The 17796-nt window shown below is 57.3% G+C and carries 15 protein-coding genes; 6 read left to right on the top strand and 9 right to left on the bottom strand.

The window, feature by feature from the left end:
- Positions 1-66: 66 nt before the first annotated feature.
- Positions 67-1287: an N-acetylmuramoyl-L-alanine amidase gene (locus ACR0LY_RS01600; RefSeq protein WP_170349018.1), complete on the bottom strand. Its 1221-nt coding sequence runs from the start codon at positions 1285-1287 to the stop codon at positions 67-69.
- Between the two features lie 66 nt (positions 1288-1353).
- Positions 1354-2517 (bottom strand): pyridoxal phosphate-dependent aminotransferase, encoded by a 1164-nt coding sequence (locus ACR0LY_RS01595; protein ID WP_170349019.1) that lies wholly within the window; start codon positions 2515-2517, stop codon positions 1354-1356.
- On the opposite strand from ACR0LY_RS01595, the gene ACR0LY_RS01590 reads away from it, so the two are divergent.
- The 4 genes from ACR0LY_RS01590 (at position 2516) to ACR0LY_RS01575 (ending at position 6997) form a co-directional block, all read left to right on the top strand.
- Complete coding sequence (locus ACR0LY_RS01590) at positions 2516-3898, top strand: M48 family metalloprotease (RefSeq protein ID WP_170349020.1); 1383 nt, start codon at positions 2516-2518, stop codon at positions 3896-3898. The two genes, ACR0LY_RS01595 and ACR0LY_RS01590, sit on opposite strands and share 2 nt — an antisense overlap.
- A complete protein-coding gene (locus ACR0LY_RS01585) occupies positions 3895-4653 on the top strand; it encodes a DsbA family protein (protein WP_170349021.1) in 759 nt (252 codons plus the stop codon). The genes ACR0LY_RS01590 and ACR0LY_RS01585 overlap by 4 nt, the downstream gene beginning before the upstream one ends.
- Before the next feature lie 189 nt (positions 4654-4842).
- Positions 4843-5730 carry an FkbM family methyltransferase gene (locus tag ACR0LY_RS01580; protein ID WP_170349022.1) on the top strand — a complete coding sequence of 296 codons (888 nt, stop codon included), beginning with the start codon at positions 4843-4845 and terminating at the stop codon, positions 5728-5730.
- A gap of 196 nt (positions 5731-5926) precedes the next feature.
- Entirely contained in the window at positions 5927-6997 is a 1071-nt protein-coding gene (locus tag ACR0LY_RS01575) for an agmatine deiminase family protein (RefSeq protein WP_170349023.1), read from the top strand.
- A 21-nt stretch (positions 6998-7018) separates the two neighbouring features.
- On the opposite strand, the gene ispG is transcribed toward ACR0LY_RS01575, so the two are convergent.
- From ispG to hemA, 3 genes are all read right to left on the bottom strand, one after another.
- Positions 7019-8140: a flavodoxin-dependent (E)-4-hydroxy-3-methylbut-2-enyl-diphosphate synthase gene (gene ispG, locus ACR0LY_RS01570; RefSeq protein ID WP_170349024.1), complete on the bottom strand. Its 1122-nt coding sequence runs from the start codon at positions 8138-8140 to the stop codon at positions 7019-7021.
- A gap of 71 nt (positions 8141-8211) precedes the next feature.
- On the bottom strand, positions 8212-9423 hold the full coding sequence (locus ACR0LY_RS01565; protein ID WP_170349025.1) for a helix-turn-helix domain-containing protein: 1212 nt from the start codon (positions 9421-9423) through the stop codon (positions 8212-8214).
- Between the two features lie 128 nt (positions 9424-9551).
- Positions 9552-10775 carry a 5-aminolevulinate synthase gene (gene hemA, locus ACR0LY_RS01560; protein WP_170349026.1) on the bottom strand — a complete coding sequence of 408 codons (1224 nt, stop codon included), beginning with the start codon at positions 10773-10775 and terminating at the stop codon, positions 9552-9554.
- A 320-nt stretch (positions 10776-11095) separates the two neighbouring features.
- On the opposite strand from hemA, the gene ACR0LY_RS01555 reads away from it, so the two are divergent.
- The gene (locus tag ACR0LY_RS01555; RefSeq protein ID WP_170349027.1) at positions 11096-12481 is read left to right on the top strand and encodes a M20/M25/M40 family metallo-hydrolase; all 1386 of its coding nucleotides are present in this window, start codon (positions 11096-11098) and stop codon (positions 12479-12481) included.
- A gap of 144 nt (positions 12482-12625) precedes the next feature.
- Here the strand turns inward: ACR0LY_RS01555 and lpdA are convergent, their stop codons facing one another.
- On the bottom strand, positions 12626-14020 hold the full coding sequence (gene lpdA, locus ACR0LY_RS01550; protein ID WP_170349028.1) for a dihydrolipoyl dehydrogenase: 1395 nt from the start codon (positions 14018-14020) through the stop codon (positions 12626-12628).
- 216 nt (positions 14021-14236) lie between these two features.
- On the opposite strand from lpdA, the gene ACR0LY_RS01545 reads away from it, so the two are divergent.
- A complete protein-coding gene (locus tag ACR0LY_RS01545; RefSeq protein WP_170349029.1) occupies positions 14237-14671 on the top strand; it encodes a hypothetical protein in 435 nt (144 codons plus the stop codon).
- Here ACR0LY_RS01545 and ACR0LY_RS01540 read toward each other — a convergent pair.
- The 3 genes from ACR0LY_RS01540 to queA form a co-directional block, all read right to left on the bottom strand.
- The gene (locus tag ACR0LY_RS01540) at positions 14668-15246 is read right to left on the bottom strand and encodes a DUF924 family protein (protein ID WP_170349030.1); all 579 of its coding nucleotides are present in this window, start codon (positions 15244-15246) and stop codon (positions 14668-14670) included. The genes ACR0LY_RS01545 and ACR0LY_RS01540 overlap by 4 nt on opposite strands.
- A gap of 109 nt (positions 15247-15355) precedes the next feature.
- Positions 15356-16627 (bottom strand): MFS transporter, encoded by a 1272-nt coding sequence (locus ACR0LY_RS01535; protein ID WP_170349031.1) that lies wholly within the window; start codon positions 16625-16627, stop codon positions 15356-15358.
- A gap of 112 nt (positions 16628-16739) precedes the next feature.
- Entirely contained in the window at positions 16740-17786 is a 1047-nt protein-coding gene (gene queA, locus ACR0LY_RS01530; protein ID WP_170349427.1) for a tRNA preQ1(34) S-adenosylmethionine ribosyltransferase-isomerase QueA, read from the bottom strand.
- Positions 17787-17796: the final 10 nt, after the last annotated feature.

The following is a 17796-nucleotide window of genomic DNA, read 5'->3' as shown; positions in this document are numbered from 1 at the left end:
ATATAGTGGTGCCCCGGCGCAGGGTCAAAACACGATGGCCAATTTTAGCCGGTTTGCGCCGCAGGGTCACTGCCCAATCAGGGCGCGTTTAACCAGATCGTCCTGCCGCCATTGCTCTAGCCCGGCCAGGATGCCGCGCGCCATCCGTTTGCGCCATTCTGGATTCGTGACGTTTTTTAGATCTCTGGGGCTGGACAGAAACCCAAGCTCGACCAAGATCGACGGGATATCCGCCGCCTTTAGTACAGAAAAAGATGCCGTGCGGATCGGTCTGTTGTTCATCGGCCCGCCCTGCTGCGTCATCCCGTCGGCCACGGCCCGCGCCAACGCGTCGGTGCGTGGCTTGGTCTCTTGCCGCGCGATATCCAGCAGGATGTCGGCCACCTGGTCGTCGGCACCGCTGAGGTCCACGCCCGAGATCAGATCGCCCCTATCGTGACGTTCGGCCAATTTGTGGCTGGCAACGTCCGAGGCATCGTCGGACAGCGTATAGACCGCCGCACCATGCGCGCGACCCTCGGAGAGACTATCGGCATGAAGCGAGATAAACACGTCCGCACCCGCCCGATGCGCCAGAGCTATGCGCCGTTCGAGGCTGACAAAATGGTCGTTCACACGGGTCATTACCACCTGATATCCCCCGGCCCGCAGCAGTGTTTCCCGCAACTCGCGCGCGAAGGTCAGCATCAGGGTCTTCTCGTTTGTTCCCGCGACCTCGGCCCCCGGATCAATACCGCCGTGGCCTGGGTCCAGCATCACCAGCAAAGGGCGTGTTCCGTTTGGACCGGGCTTGGCAGGCGTCACCGACGGTTCCGGCAGGTCCCATCCTGGCTGGCGCGGCGCCCCGGCGCTGGCCGCGAAACTGTCGAAATCGGTGCCGCTCAGACCAAGCGATAGGTGCGCTGTTCCATTGACCTGATCCACCCTCAAGTCAGAGGTATCAACGGCCAGTGGTGCGCCCAGCTCCAACACCATGCGCGACCAGCCGGGAACATAGGCGCCGAATTGCACACCACTGATCCGGTCGGTTTGCAGGAAAGTGTCGGCGTCCAGGCCGGTCCAGTCGACCTCCTGAAAATCCAGCACGACACGGTACGGATCGCGCAGTGTGAAGACACGGTAAGGAACGCCCTGACTGAGGCCAAGTTCAACGCGAACTCCGGCGCGGCCATCTTGAGTTATGCGGCTATCGTCGGGCAAAACCCGCGCAAGCGCGCTGAAATCATGCGCGAGCGCAGCGCTGCTCAGCGCCCAGATCAGCGCGATGGCGTAGAAAATCCTGCTCATGGCCTCAAGTTTTCCCGAGATCGTTTGGCGGTCAGACTAGCGGACCGAAGCTAATTTGTGAACGGGTTACGCCGGAGTTGTGATCGAACCGCGTTCAACCATGAAACGCTGAAGCCGCATCAGACCTTCCTCGATATCTGCCGTTGATCGCGCATAGGAAAACCGCAGCGTGCGGTGCCCGCGCACTGGGTCGAAATCCAGCCCCGGAGTCACGGCCACCCCGGCCTTGCCCAGTATCTCGGCCGCGAAGGCACGGCTGTCTTCGGTCAGGTCCGAGACATCGGCGTAAACGTAGAACGCCCCGTCAGGCGGCGCGATATTGGTGAACCCGGCCTTGGGCAAACCGTCCAACATCAAAGTGCGATTGCGGCGATAAACATCCAGATTGGCTTGCAATTCCGCGTCGCAATCCATCGCGGCTAGTGCTGCCAACTGGCTGGCATGGGGCGCACAGATGAACATGTTCTGGGCGATACGCTCGACGACGCGCACTTGATCCTCGGGCACGACCATCCAGCCAACACGCCAGCCGGTCATCGAGAAATATTTCGAGAATGAGTTGATCACATAGCACTCGTCCGTCAACTCCAGCGCAGTGACGGCTTTGGCCTCATATTCCAGACCATGGTAAATCTCATCGCTGATGAACGAGGCCCCCTGCCCGTGCGCAGCCTCGATCAGCGCGCCCATTGACGCATGATCCAGCATGGTACCGGTCGGATTGGCAGGTGACGCGACCATCAGCCCCTGCAGATCAAGCCCGGCGAAATCTGCAGGCACCGGTTGCAGGCGGTTTTCCGGCGCAGTGGGCAGGTCAACCGGCACCAAACCCAGTGCTTTCAGAATTTGCCGGTAAGACGGATAGCCCGGCGCGCCGATGCCAACGCGGTCACCGCTGTCGAACAGCGCGGTGAAGGCCAGCAGGAATCCGCCAGAAGATCCCGGAGTAATCACAACGCGTTCGGGGTTCAGATCAACATTATACCAATCGCCATACAGACGTGCGATCCGTTGCCGCAGCTCAGGCAATCCCAACGCGACCGTATAACCTAACGGGGCTTGCTCTATGGCCTTCCCCAGAGCCTTAACAGCCCCCTTAGGCGCACCGGTGCCGGGCTGGCCGACCTCCATATGGATTATGTGGCGCCCGGCCTCTTCGGCGCGGCGCGCGGCCTCCATCACGTCCATCACGATAAAGGGATCGACCCCGGACCGGGTTGAGTTTCTCATGCCAATCTCCCATGTTTCAGCCATGGCTTTTGAACGCTTATCCAGGGTGGCGTCAATCCCGACCCTGTTGCTGGTGGCAGTGACATGGATGGCAAGCCTTGTTCCGGCAAACGCTCAGGGCCTGATCCGAGACCCCGATATCGAACATGGGCTGCGCGAACTGGCCTTTCCGATCCTGCGTGCGGCCGGGCTGAACACCAATCGGGTCAAGATATTTGTCGTCAATGACCGCACGTTCAACGCCTTTGTCATCGATTACAGCGCGATTTACCTGAATTACGGGCTGATCCTGACCGTCGAAAGCCCTGAAATGCTGCAGGCCGTGATCGCGCACGAGGCCGCGCATATCGCCAATGGCCATCTGGCCCGGCGGACGCAAAACCTGCGCGCGGCGCAACGCAAGGCGGGGTTAGGGACTGCGCTGGCCCTAATTGCCGCTGCCGCCGGAGGTGGTGAGGCCGCAGTAGGCATTGCCGCAGGAACCCAAAGTGCTGCCCTGCGCAGTTTTCTGGGACATACCCGCGCCGAAGAATCCTCGGCCGACCAAAGCGCCGCCAGTTACCTCCGATGGGCCGGTATCTCGCCCATCGGGATGGTTGAACTGCATCGAAAATTCGCAGGTCAAGAGTTACTAAACGCGGTCAATCAAGACCCCTATATGCGGTCGCACCCCACCAGCCGCGAGCGCCTGCGCGTGGCCGAAAGGTTTCTAGCGCAATCTGGCGACTGGTCCAAATCGGACCCAAATGCCGACTATTGGTTCGCACGGGTCAAGGGTAAGCTGTCGGCTTTCCTCCGATCCCCAACATGGACCATGCGACGCGCAAAAGAGGAAGACGCGCAAGACATCCGCCTGATGCGTGAGGCATCGGCCTATCATCAGAACCATGATCTGGCCAACGCCCGCGCCGCCATAGATGGCGCCCTGGCCATTCGCCCAAATGATCCGTTTTACTATGAGCTTAAGGGCCAGATTTTACTGGAAAACCGGCAAATGCAGGACGCCGTGAAAGCCTATGGCAAAGCTGTTGAAATGGCCCCGAATGACGCGTTGATCCTGGCTGGGTACGGGCGTGCATTGCTGGCGCAAGGTCAGACAAAGAACGCCTTGCAAATGCTTGTAAAGGCACGTCAAAGAGATTACCGAAATGCCCGACTGATGCAGGACCTCGGGGTCGCTTATGCGAAGGTCGGCAATAATGGCATGGCTTCGGTCGTGACCGCTGAACGATATGCCTTGCGCGGCCGGTTGGCCGACGCGGGTATTCACGCAAAACGGGCCTTAGGGCAACTGCCCGAAGGCTCTCCGGGTTGGCAAAGGGCGCAGGATGTGCTGATTGCCTCGGAACGCGCTAAGAAAGCAAAAAGGAAACGGAAATGATCCTCAGACATGCAGCACCTGCCCTACTGGGGCTTTCCTTGATCACTGGCCCTGCGCAAGCGTTGGATTTGAACGCGCTTAGCGCCTCGGAAAAGGAAGAATTCGGCGCCCAGGTGCGCGAATATCTGCTGGAGAACCCCGAAGTGATCATCGAGGCGATCAACATCCTTGAACAACGCAACGCGGTTGCCGAGGCCGCCGCTGACCAAGAACTAGTGGCCGCCAATGCCGAAGAACTGTTCAATGACGGCTATAGCTGGGTGGGTGGCAATCCAGAAGGCGACATTACTCTGGTCGAATTCATGGACTACCGCTGCGGCTATTGCCGCCGTGCGGTGCCTGAAGTGGCCGGCCTGCTGGCTGAGGACGGCAATATCCGTTTGGTGATCAAGGAATTCCCAATCCTGGGCGAAGCTTCGGTCCTGTCTTCGCGCTTTGCGGTGGCGACCAAACATGTGGCCGGCGACGACGCATATAAACAAGTTCATGACGCGCTGCTGGAATTTGGCGGCGAACCGACCGAGGTTTCTCTGCGTCGCATTTCCGATGGTTTGGGTCTGGACAGCGATGCAATCGTCGAGGCGATGGACAGCGATCAGGTGACCGATGAGATCACCCGCACCCGCGCCCTGGCACAACGGATGCAGATTTCGGGAACGCCGTCGTTTGTTTTGGGCACCGAAATGCTGCGCGGCTTCCTTCCTGCGGATCAAATGCTGCAAATCGCCAAAGGCGTGCGCGCTGAACAAGGCTGAGTAAAGGGGCGGTTCACCCGCCCCCCTCTCGCTTTTGGTGTAAGTATCCGGGCAATAGGTCGGACTTGTTCAGCAACCTATTGCCACGCAAACCTATCAAGGTTTGAAATCCAAATTTTTGTGTTGAACGAGATTTTGGTCTCGGGCATTGAACACGCTAAAGTAATTTATCCAAAGTCAGAGGCACGCATGAGCGATAACAAGAAATCTGGACTGTCCCGCGCGGCGCGAAGCGTACGCGAAGCAGGTCGTGTTCTGCGTGGCAAGAAAAAACCGATTGCCAAGCCATTGCCTAAGGAAGACGGAACTTCAGTTCAATCTTTGTATCCCGAAGCCCGCGAAAGCATTATCGTCGACATCGGCATGAATGACGGCAAAGACACGGTCTATTACCGTAAAAGAGGGTTCAACGTCATCGCCGTAGAGGCCATCCCAGATTTGTGCGCTGCGGTAACCAAGCATTTCGAAGACCTGGGCGTGGACGGCGTCGATATCAGAAATTTTGCTGTAACCGACGGCACATCGGATGAGGTCACTTTCTACGTAAACAAATTCAATTCGGCCTGGAGCTCGGTCAATGAGCGGATCGGAAGCCGGAAGGACGGGGCCGAAAAGATCGTTGTTCCGGCGGTTGATCTTTCCGAGGAATTGGGGCCGGTTTCCAAGCAAATCCTTTACGTTAAGATCGACATAGAAGGCCTTGACAGCGTTGCGCTTTCGCAAATTATGAACCTGCCCAATCTGCCGAAATATGTGTCGGTTGAAAACGGAAGCCTGGATATGCTCGAGACTTTGCACGAGAACGGGTATGACAGGTTCAAGTTTTCCAACCAGAAATATGTAGAGCACCAAACGATTTCACCTTCATCGCCGCACGGACCGGTTCCCGATCACAAGTTTATAACCAGTGCATCGGGTGTGTTTGGTGAAGACATACCTGGAAAATGGATATCTTATGAAGATGCTGTAAAGGTTCAAGAAGGGCTGAATATTGCCGCGGGCCTTTCCCCTGACAACCTGTTTGCCGTTGTTGTTGGATGGTTTGATCTGCACGCCAAGCACTCATCCATCAAGTAAGGTCATCCGCTATGCGGGGGAAACTGGGTCAGGGATGGTGCGAAATGCCAATGCCTTTGACCCTAAGGGTTCGACCCTGCAAGCCTTCGCACTGGCCAGCCTACACTGCGTCAATCGGAAGGTCCAAAACCCTAAATACTTTCGGGCCATGAAACGATGACGTGCTTTAACGTCCGGGAACCGATATAAGATTGCCATGAACAGAAGGCATTTGATCCTGACCGGAGGCGCGCTGGGATTGATGGGTTGGTCCAATCACTCTGCATCGCAACCGGACTTGGGCTATTTTGTACCCGCCGAGGAAACCCGCCATCAGCGCACCTTTATGCAATGGCCTAACAGCCGACGGGTGTATTGGGATGCAGCCCATCTGGAAGACACGCAACAGGCTATCGCCGACATAGCCAACGCCATATCCGCATTTGAGCCCGTAGTCATGCTGGCTTCTGCGGCTGAGCATGCATCGGCAAAGCGAAAGCTCTCGCCAGCCATCGAACTCTGGGACATTCCGACCGAAGATCTTTGGTGTCGCGACTCTGGGCCGGTATTCGTCGTTAATGAAAGCGGTCAGTTGGCGATCCGTCAGATTCAATTCAATGGTTGGGGCAAGAAGCAGGTCCATACGCATGACGCGCGCATCGCTGGTCGCGTAGCGGAACACTTGGACCTGCCCCTGCTGCCAAGCGGTTTACAAGGCGAGGCTGGAGGGGTTGAACAGGACGGGCACGGGCTGCTCATGGCGCATGAAAGCTCGTGGGTGAACAAGAACCGCAATCCCGGCCTATCGCGGGACCAGGTCGAAACGCGCTTGCTGGCCGCCTACGGAGCAGATCGCATGATTTGGTCCGAGGGGGTATGGGGCGAAGATATCACCGACTACCATATCGACTCTTTGGCTCGTTTCACGGGACCGGGGCGCGTTTTGATGAACCTGCCCGATGAGCCCGACATGCGGGACCCGTTTCATCTGTCTGCACTGGATACACATGACCGATTGGCCGCCGAAGGGCTGCAAATCGAGGTGATCCCAGAGCCCCATTCACCGCGCATCAGAGACCTGGATTTCGTCGCGTCTTATGTGAACTATTATGTGTGCAATAATGGTGTGATCATGCCTGAGTTCGGCGATATTGAAACCGACCTACTAGCGAATGATGCAATTGCTCGCCACTATCCTGGGCGCGAGGTCGTTGCCCTGAATGTGGACGTATTAGGGCAATCTGGCGGCGGGATTCACTGTGCAACACAGCAGATGCCTGCGATCTAATACTGCCCACCCGAGTTTAAGTTATTCTGCCGCTTCCTGCGCGGCGTCCAGCTCGGCAGCCTTCTTTTCGACCTCTTCAACGATGTGGTCGATCATCTGGTCGTTGGACATCTTGTGGCTGGCCTTGCCCGCCAGATAGACCATACCCGACCCAGCCCCACCGCCGGTAAAGCCGACATCGGTCATCAAGGCCTCACCCGGGCCGTTGACTACGCAGCCGATAATGGACAGGCTCATCGGGGTCTTGATGTGTTCCAGCCGCTGCTCAAGCGCCTCGACCGTCTTGATCACGTCGAACCCCTGCCGCGCGCAGGACGGGCATGAGATGATGTTCACGCCGCGATGGCGAAGGCCCAGAGATTTCAGGATCTCATAACCCACCTTCACCTCTTCGACCGGATCGGCAGACAGGCTGACACGGATTGTGTCGCCAATACCCATCCACAAAAGGTTACCCAGCCCGATGGCCGATTTGATGGTGCCGGACACCAGCCCCCCTGCCTCGGTTATCCCTAGGTGAATGGGGGCGTCGGTGGCCTCGGCAATACCCTGGTAGGCAGCGGCGGATAGGAATACGTCACTGGCCTTCACACTGATCTTGAATTCGTGGAAATCGTTGTCCTGCAGGATGCGGATATGCTCCAGCCCGCTTTCGACCATCACTTCGGGGCAAGGCTCGCCATATTTCTCAAGCAGGTGCTTTTCCAGACTGCCCGCATTCACGCCAATCCGGATCGAGCAATTGTGGTCGCGCGCCGCCTTGATGACCTCTTTCACGCGCTTTTCGTCACCGATATTGCCCGGATTGATCCGCAAACAGGCAGCACCAGCCTCGGCAGCCTCAATCCCACGGCGATAATGGAAATGAATGTCAGCGACGATCGGCACCGGGCTTTCGCGTACGATCTCTTTCAGGGCTTTTGATGACGCCTCATCTGGGACAGACACACGTACGATATCGGCACCGGCCTCGGCAGCGGCTTGCACCTGTGCCACGGTCGCCGAAACATCGGTTGTCAGCGTGTTGGTCATCGTCTGAACGGCAATGGGTGCGTCACCACCGACAGCAACATCCCCAACCATGATCTGACGGGACTTGCGGCGGTAGATATTGCGCCACGGGCGAACGTGATTGAGCGACATGAGGACGGGTCCAAGACAACCTAAGTTGCGTCTTTAGATAGTCCGCCTGCCAGGACACCGCAATGGCTAGATCACTCGGCGGGGTCTTCTGAAACCTGTGCCTGAAGTTCAGCCACCAATTGTTTCAGCGCGCTGTTCTGATCAGCCTCAAGATCGGCAACCGCATAGGTTTCGGCAACCGCGTCCTTGGACAGAACAACGCCTTTGGCGACGGTCCCCGGCGCGCCCGCCGGTCCGTAATGTTCGCCGTTCATCGAAAAGAACACCGAACCCGAAGCACCTGCACGCAGTTGAGGCGGCTCTTCCGTCAGCGGAACTTCGAACACATTACCTTGTTCAACCGTGCCAAGGGTGCCTTCGAAGATTACGCTTCCATCAGCTGCGGTGACCCGCATCCAGGCTGGTTTCACGGCGACAATTTTCAAGGTGGTGTCGATCTGCTCGACCACCTGCGGCAAGGCCGGGCGTTCGACAGTGTGGACCTCGGCGACCTCAACCTTCGGCAATTCCTGTGGCAGGAAGGTGCCCACAGTGCGCGGGTCCAAGGTAGAGATCGGAGCATCACGGGCGACCAGAACAGGAACGTCCAGCGCCTGTGGGCGATACAGACGGTCCAACGCCTCGGCGCTGGGGGTGGCCGCAACGGCAACCTCAGTTTCGGCACTGTCGCGCGCCGCATCCAGCGGATCGAGATCGGAAAGAACCACCGGGGCCTGCTCGACCGGGCTGACCTGTACCTGCTGAATCTTGTTCAGCACCGACCAGCCGCCATAGCCAATGCCGCAGATCACTGCGACCAGAACCAGTGACGAGCCGATAGCCCGCGGTTCAATCTGGCTGACAAGGGATTCGCGGCCGGGAATGTATGGCGTGTTGGGCGAGGTAAACGGATCACGCCCCATCGGACCGCGCGCCGGAACCGCGCCCGTAGGCTTGCGAACAACCGAAGCCTCGGCCGACATGCCATGCGCAACCTCGAACCCGCTTTCCTTACAGAAGGCGGCAAAAGTCTCATCCGGGTTCATCCCCAGATACCGGGCATAAGAACGCACATACCCGGCAATGAAGCCGGGTGTGTCGAACGCGTCAGGATCGGCGTCTTCGATTGCAGCTATGTAGTTGGCTTTGATCCGCAGTTCGCGCTGAACATCCAATAGGGACTTACCCATCGTTGCCCGTTCGCCGCGCATCCTGTCACCAAGCCGCACTTCGTAATCGTCAAAACCCTTTGGCCTGACGTCGGCTTCGTCCTTGGAATCGCGCTGAGATCTGCGCCCAATCATCCCTGCTGCCCCATTCTGCCTGCGCGCGTTTCGCGCTAACGGCGAATCATCCCATTAACGATTCGTCCGATACTTTTGTTAGCCTAAGCTTAACACGCGGCAAACGCGTTGCACACTTTAGCGTGAGGTTAACCGGCAAGTTCGGCGCGATTTAGCGCACAATGTGACCAAAGTTCGTCCATCGCCTGTACCAAACGGTTCATTTCGTCAGGCCCATGTACCGGAGATGGGGTAAAGCGCAGACGCTCGGTTCCGCGCGGGACAGTGGGGAAATTGATCGGTTGAACATAGATGCCATGATCATCAAGCAGCTGGTCGCTGAGGATCTTGGTGTGTACCGGATTTCCAACAATCACCGGCACGATATGTGTACCGTGATCGATCAATGGCATGCCCAGCCCCTTGAGCCGCAGCTTAAGGATCTTGGCCTGTGTCTGATGCTGCTCACGCAGATCGCTCGCCGTTTTCAGGAAAGCGACCGAGGCCGCTGCCCCTGCGGCCACTGCAGGCGGCAACGAGGTGGTGAAGATGAAGCCCGGTGCATAAGAACGCACGGCATCGCACATTTTCTCGCTAGCGGCGATATAACCGCCCATTACGCCAAAGGCTTTGGCAAGGGTTCCGTTGATAATGTCGATGCGATGCGCCAGGCCATCGCGCTCAGTCACGCCGCCACCGCGCGGGCCGTACATGCCAACTGCGTGGACCTCGTCGATATAGGTCAGCGCACCAAACTCATCGGCCAGATCACAAATCTCTTCTATCGGACCAAAATCGCCGTCCATCGAATAAACGGATTCAAACGCAATCAGTTTGGGGGCTTTGGGATCGTCGGCCTCAAGCAATTCGCGCAGATGGGCAACGTCGTTGTGACGGAAGATACGCTTGGCCCCACCATTGCGGCGCACGCCCTCGATCATCGAGGCATGGTTCAACTCGTCCGAATAGATGATCAGACCGGGGAACAATTTCGGCAAAGTGCTGAGCGTCGCGTCATTGGCGATATAAGCACTGGTGAACAGCAGCGCGGCCTCTTTGCCATGCAGATCGGCCAGCTCGGCCTCAAGCTTTTTGTGGTAGACGGTCGTCCCCGAGATATTGCGGGTCCCGCCCGAACCGGCGCCGGCGGCGTCAACGGCTTCGTGCATTGCGTTCAGAACAACCGGGTGCTGGCCCATGCCCAGATAGTCATTGCCGCACCACACGGTGATATTCTGCTGCGACCCGTCCGGGCGGGTCCGCACCGCATGCGGGAAATGACCATTGCGACGTTCGATGTCGATGAAGGTCCGGTAACGTCCTTCATCATGCAGCTTGGCAATCGCTGTATCGAGCTGAGCAGTATAGTCCACCGGTATCTCCTTACATGCCCGACCCATTGCATTTGCAGCCGGACAAAATTTCTGACGCTCTCACCGGACGAATCCGATAATACGCCAATGCGTTCCCTTGTGCCCCGTACGTATAGACAACATTGGGATCACACATTTGATTTGCATCAAATATCCCCTCGCACTCGCATCGACAAGTAAAGTTACGGCCATCGGGCGCGAGGAAACGACGCAGGCGCCACTCGGAGTTTCCGATATTATATCATATTCCCGCCAAAGCGCACTGGACGGCGCCGATTGCGCTGATAGGTTCTGCCAAATCTTGAAAGCAGGAGAACCCCATGTCGCTGGACGCCGTTCTGAACCGCATCGACACTGATCTGCAAACCTCAATCGATCGCCTGATGGAGCTGCTGCGCATCCCATCCATCTCGACCGACCCGGCCTATGACGCGCAAGTGGATCAAGCCGCGGACTGGTTGGTCGCTGACCTACAAAGTATTGGCATCGCAGCGGAAAAGCGTGAAACCACCGGCCACCCCATGGTCGTCGGCCATGTCGGAGAGGACAGCAACGCACCGCATGTGCTGTTTTACGGGCACTATGACGTGCAACCCGTTGATCCGCTTGAGCTGTGGAAACGCGACCCGTTCGATCCCGCCATTGAAGACACCGACAACGGCCCCGTCATTCGCGGTCGCGGGTCGTCGGATGACAAAGGCCAGTTGATGACCTTTGTCGAAGCTTGCCGGGCCTGGAAGGCCGTCAATGGCTCCCTGCCCTGCCGCATCACCTTTTTCTTCGAGGGTGAAGAAGAATCAGGATCGCCGTCTCTGGTGCCTTTCCTGCGGGAAAACGCGGCCGAGCTGAAAGCTGACTTGGCACTGGTGTGCGACACTTCGATGGTATCTCGCGGCGTACCGTCAATTTCCTCGCAACTGCGCGGCATGCTCAAGGATGAATTCACTATCACTGGCCCCCGCATCGATCTGCATTCGGGCCATTACGGCGGCCCCGGCCTGAACCCCCTGCGGGAATTGTCCAAGATCATCGCCTCGTTCTATGACGACGAAACCGGCCGTGTTGCGGTCGAGGGGTTCTATGAAGGCGTTCACGAAGTGCCCGCCGAGCAACTGCGCCAGTGGCAAAACTGTGGGTTTGACGAGGTCGAGTACCTAAGCTCGGTCGGCTATTCGCAACCCCATGGCGAAAAAGGATATTCGACGCTGGAACAGCAATGGGCGCGCCCTACGCTTGAGGTTAACGGGTTGTGGGGCGGTTACAATGGTGCAGGCTCGAAAACCGTGATCCCGTCGCAGGCACATTGCAAGATCACCTGCCGTCTGGTCGGTGACATGGACCCTGACGCTTTGCGCACCAAAATCCGCAAACATGTGCAAGAGCGTCTGTCGCCCGACGCCAAGGTCGACTGGGACAATGATCTAGAAGGGTCCCCCGCTTCGGTTATGAATCTGGACCGCCCCGAGTTCGAAGCCGCCCGCGGCGCCCTGTCGGACGAATGGGGGCGCGAAGCCGTGTTCACCGGGATGGGTGGTTCGATCCCCGTCGTCGGTTATTTCAACACTGAACTTGGGTTGGATTCGATGCTGGTTGGCTTTGCCAACGATGACGATGCAATTCACTCGCCGAACGAAAAATACGACGTGAAAAGCTTTCACAAAGGCATCCGGTCCTGGGCTCGCATTCTGGACGCGCTGACGCGCTGATGAGTCCATGCGAAGCTCTGCCTCGCGCTCCGAGGTGTTTTCGGCCAGATGAAGTTAAGGATCCCTTGCTTCATCTGGCTATAAATATCTCGGGGGAGTCGCCCGGAACGGGCGGCGGGGGGCAAAGTCCCCACCCACCGTAGATTACATGTGGATGACCTTTCCATAAGCGTCCAGAACGCTTTCATGCATCATCTCTGAGAGTGTCGGATGCGGGAAGACCGTGTTCATCAGGTCTTCTTCCGTGGTTTCCAACTGACGACCAACCACATAGCCCTGAATCAGCTCGGTCACCTCGGCACCGATCATGTGGGCCCCCAGTAATTCGCCGGTTTTGGCGTTAAATACTGTTTTGATCAGACCTTCGGGTTCACCCAGCGCAATGGCCTTGCCATTTCCGATAAAGGGGAAACGACCGACTTTGATGTCGTAACCCAACTCTTTGGCTTTTGCCTCGGAGTATCCGACTGAAGCCACTTGCGGCTGACAATAGGTGCAGCCGGCGATGCTTTCGGGCTTTACGGGATGCGCGTGTTTGCCTGCGATCAGTTCGGCGACCATGACGCCTTCGTGGCTTGCCTTGTGCGCCAGCCACGGTGCGCCCGCGATGTCACCAATCGCATAGAGACCGTCAACTCCGGTGCGGCAGAACTCATCCGTTACAACATGGGTGCGGTCGATTTTCACGCCCAAAGCCTCAAGCCCAAGGTCTTCGACATTCCCGACGATCCCCACGGCAGAGATCACGGTATCGAAATCGTGCTTTTCGACCTTACCCTTCACTTCGATATGCGCCGTGACCTTGCCCTTGGCGCGATCCAGCTGCTTGACCATCGCTTTTTCCATGATGGTCATGCCTTGCTTGGTAAAGGCTTTCTTGGCCAGCCCGCTGATCTCGGCATCTTCCACCGGCAGCACGCGGTCCATCACTTCGACAACGGTCGTGTCAGCGCCCAACGTGTTGTAGAAGCTGGCGAATTCGATACCAATCGCGCCCGAGCCGATGACCAGAAGTTTCTTGGGCATCCGCGGCGGTTGCAGCGCGTGCTTATAGGTCCAGACCAGATCGCCATCAGCTTCAAGCCCCGGCAATTCACGCGCTCGTGCGCCGGTGGCCAGTACGATGTTTTTGGCCGTCAGCTCTTCGGTTCCTTTCTCGGTTTTGACCGAGACTTTGCCCTTAGAAGGAATCGTCGCTTGCCCCATCACCACGGTGACTTTGTTCTTTTTCAGCAAGTGACCGATGCCGCCTGAAAGCTGCGCCGCCACACCGCGCGAGCGTTTAACGACAGCATCAAGATCGTATCCGACCTTGTCCGCCTTGAGGCCGAAATCCTTGGCGCGCTCCATCAGGTGAAACACTTCGGACGAACGTAGCAGTGCCTTGGTAGGGATACATCCCCAGTTCAGGCAGATGCCGCCCAGATGCTCACGTTCAACCACGGCCGTTTTCAGGCCCAGCTGCGCCGCACGAATGGCAGCGACATAGCCGCCCGGACCAGCGCCGATTACGATCAGATCAAAAGATTGTGCAGCCATGTTTCCCTCTCGGCGCAGGACGGTTGAAAATTTAGTTTACCATTAAACTAATTTCCGAAACGCATCAACACACCATTCCCGCGACAAATACGACGTGGGATCATCGGTATCAGTTTATGCGGTTTTCAGCCTATACCGGGCATCCTTCAATGGCTAGAACATAGATGTCGGGTTCGCCCGCCATTTCATAAACGCAAATCATTCGAGAGGCTTACCATGGCCAAAACACTTAAAGATCTGCTGCTTGCATTGCTCAACGCGACACTCATCCTCGTGGCGCTTTGCTTATTTCTAGGTTGGAAACTGGCATCGACAGTCGAGGGCGTCACCACGGTCTTCTCGGAAAAAGTCCAGATTATCGCGCCCTTGAAGGACGAAATTCTCGGCGTTCGGGGGGAACTTGCGGCGCTACGCAATGATCTTGCCGAGGTGCAATCAAGCGGCTCAGTCACAGATATTGCCGAAAAACTGCGGATATCCACGGCGCTGGTAAAACTGGATAATCTGGAACAAAGAATGCAAGGCGCGCAAGCCAGCATTGCCGAGTTGACCGACTCTCCGGACAAGCTGATCAATTCCGCCATAGAGAAATCGGCCGACGTGGTCGCCGACCGAATTATTGCCATTCGAGGTTGCGTGCCGCAGTCCTAGAGGGACGCCTGCAATTCGCGTACCGTCGAACCATATCCACCCATGTCGACATAGGCGGCTTCGTGTTCGGTCATCGGACGGTCCAGTGCTTCGTTCCGATAAGGGAAACGCCCAAATTTGCGTATCACCTCACGATGTGCTCGTGCGTGCAGCAGATTGCTTTTATCGCTGTCACTCATGTTCTGGCACATCAAACGGACACAGCGTTCCTGATCACACAGATTTTCCGAATGCATCATCGGCAGGTAAAAGAACTGCCGCGCTGGTTCGTCGATCCTGAGATCCCACCCCTTGTCCACCGCACATTTCGCGGCCGACAATGCGGCGCGATCTGACGCGAAAGCCTTGGCGCTACCGCGGAACATGTTGCGCGGGAACTGGTCCATCAAAATGATGTAGGCCAGTGACCCACTAGGATACGTCAACCAAAGAGAGAATTTGCCTTCATTCGCGGCTTCCCAGGTGGTCAAAAACCGTTCGCGAATGTCTGCGTCCAAGGCATCGTCCTGTAGATACCAACCTTTGGGACCAATCTCATCTAACCAATAACTCAATACTTCTTCAGGCCCTACCATTGCCCTAACTCCGTCGTGTTGCCCTCCCCAGGGACGTAAGGTCATTTAAGGATGTTTTTCAGGATTGTAACAGTAAAAAATTGCAACATTCGCGACATATTCTTGTGTCTTAGGCAACATCTTGCGTTTCGGCCTCGGCTTCGGCGGCTTCAATGGCAACCTCTTGCGCCACTTCGACCGCAACTGGCGAGGCTGTCGCGTAGACAGGAGACATGGTGCCGGTCTCATCCACCGGGATCGCCGCACGCTGCGTCATTCGGTACAGCGCATAAACAGCCATCGTCGCAAGCAACGCGGCGATGAACAGGAAGAACCCCTGCGGGCCAAAGACGCTGTCCCCCATCAACCAGCCGGTGATCAGCGGGCCGGCAATCGCGCCAAGACCGTTGATGAACAGCAAACCACCCGAGGCTGCGGCCATATCTTCATGATCCAGAAAATCGTTCGCGTGGGCAATCAACAGCGAATACAGCGGGTTCGACATGCCTCCGATCACGAAGGCCGCGCCCAGCAGGATTGGAAAAGTGACTCCGAACAACATGCCCGCCAATGCTGCACACGTCCCCACTCCTGCAACCAACATGATCAGGAAGCGCCGATCCATGCGATCCGACATCCAGCCCAACGGGTATTGAAGCACCAAGGCACCGATATAGAACGCAGCAATAAAGGTCGAAATTTCAACCAGAGTCAGGCCTGCGCGGGCACCGTAGACCGACGCCATACCGAACTGAGCCGAGAACACACCACCCAACAGGAACATGCCGACGCAGCCCAAAGGTGAGCTTTTGAAAAGCTCGCGCAGTGTCATCGGTTTGGTAGTATCGAATGCTGGTGTTGGTGAAATTGACAAAAGAATGGGAGCAAAAGAAATCGAAACCAAAATAGATGCGACAACAAAAGTGTCGAAACCAGCTGGGTCCCCCAACAAGACCAACCCTTGGGCAGTGATGATGCCAGTCATCTGGAAGATCATGTACAGCGACAAGGCCTGACCACGATTTTCATTGCTGGCCGCATTGTTCAGCCAGCTTTCGGCGGTGACATACACGCCGGAAAAGCAGAACCCAATTACGAAGCGACCCAGAATCCAGACAAACGGATTGGTCATCAACGGGTAAAGGATCATGACGGCCGAAATGAAAGACGCCAGTGCAGCAAACACCCGAACGTGTCCGACCCTTCGGATCATTTCCGGTGCAAGGCGCGAACCGCCCAGAAAACCCATAAAATACGCTGACATTACGAACGACATCTCAAGGGTCGAAAAGCCCTCGATCTCGCCCCGAACTCCCAGGATCGTGCCTTGCAGGCCGTTGCCGACCATTAGCAAGCCCATACCAAGAAGAAGCGCCCACGCGCTGGACAGGACCTGAATCATTGGGGCCTCCGAAAAATGCCGACCTGAACTCTGGATTCGTTTTTATATGAAAAACGGCTCTGATCGCGCTTGTCTACGACATTGCAGGTAGACGATCCCGACAACGCGCCCCTTATGGGATCAAAAGCGACGCGTCTCCGTAGGAAAAGAAACGATATTTCTGTTCAATCGCATGCGCGTAGACATCACGCATCCGGTCCTGCCCCATCAGTGCCGAAACCAGCATCAGCAGCGTGGATTTCGGCAGATGGAAGTTGGTCATCAACGCGTCGGTGACGTGGAATTCAAAACCGGGATAGATGAAGATATCAGTATCACCCTCCCACGGCTCGATCTGCCCGGACCGTGCGGCGCTTTCGATCAGGCGCAGCGCGGTGGTGCCCACAGGTATCACCCGCCCTCCGGCGGCTTTGGTAGCGCGGATTTCTTCGACGGCCGCGGCGCTGACCTTGCCCCATTCGGCGTGCATCTTGTGGGTGGTTACATCTTCGACCTTGACCGGCAGGAAGGTCCCCGCCCCCACATGCAAGGTCACATGGCTGATGGTGACGCCGCGGGCTGCAAGCGCCTGCATCAGTGCCTGATCGAAATGCAACGACGCAGTAGGGGCTGCGACGGCACCCGAGTTGCGCGCCCAAATCGTCTGATAATCGGTCTTGTCTTGTTCGTCCGCCGGGCGCTTGGCGGCAATGTACGGAGGCAGTGGCATTGCCCCCGCCTGTTCCAGCGCGGTGTCGAAATCCTCACCCGTCAGGTTGAACCGCAGATAGGCCTGCCCGTCTTCAACCCGGTCCAGCGTGGCGCTGAGGTCATCGGAAAACGTGATCTCTTCGCCCAGCTTGACCTTTTTCAACGGTTTGATCAGCGCCGCCCAAGTGCCGTCGGCCTGTGGGTCCAACAGGGTCGCCTCGATCGCCGCCGAAACCGGCCCCTGGGCGCTGTTGCGACGTCGGCGACCAATCAGGCGCGCAGGGATGACGCGTGTGTCGTTCAGCACCAGCCGGTCGCCAGGTTGCAGCCAGTCCGGCAGATCGAACACATGTGCATCCGATACCGCATCGCCATTGGCTACCAACAGTCGCGCGGACGAGCGCGGGCTGGCAGGTCGTGTGGCAATCCGGTCTTCGGGCAGGTGGAAATCAAAGTCGCTGAGTTTCATGGCCGCGCCA

Source organism: Ruegeria sp. BC5 (genome assembly GCF_056539205.1).
This window is presented reverse-complemented; position numbering and strand designations above follow the sequence as displayed.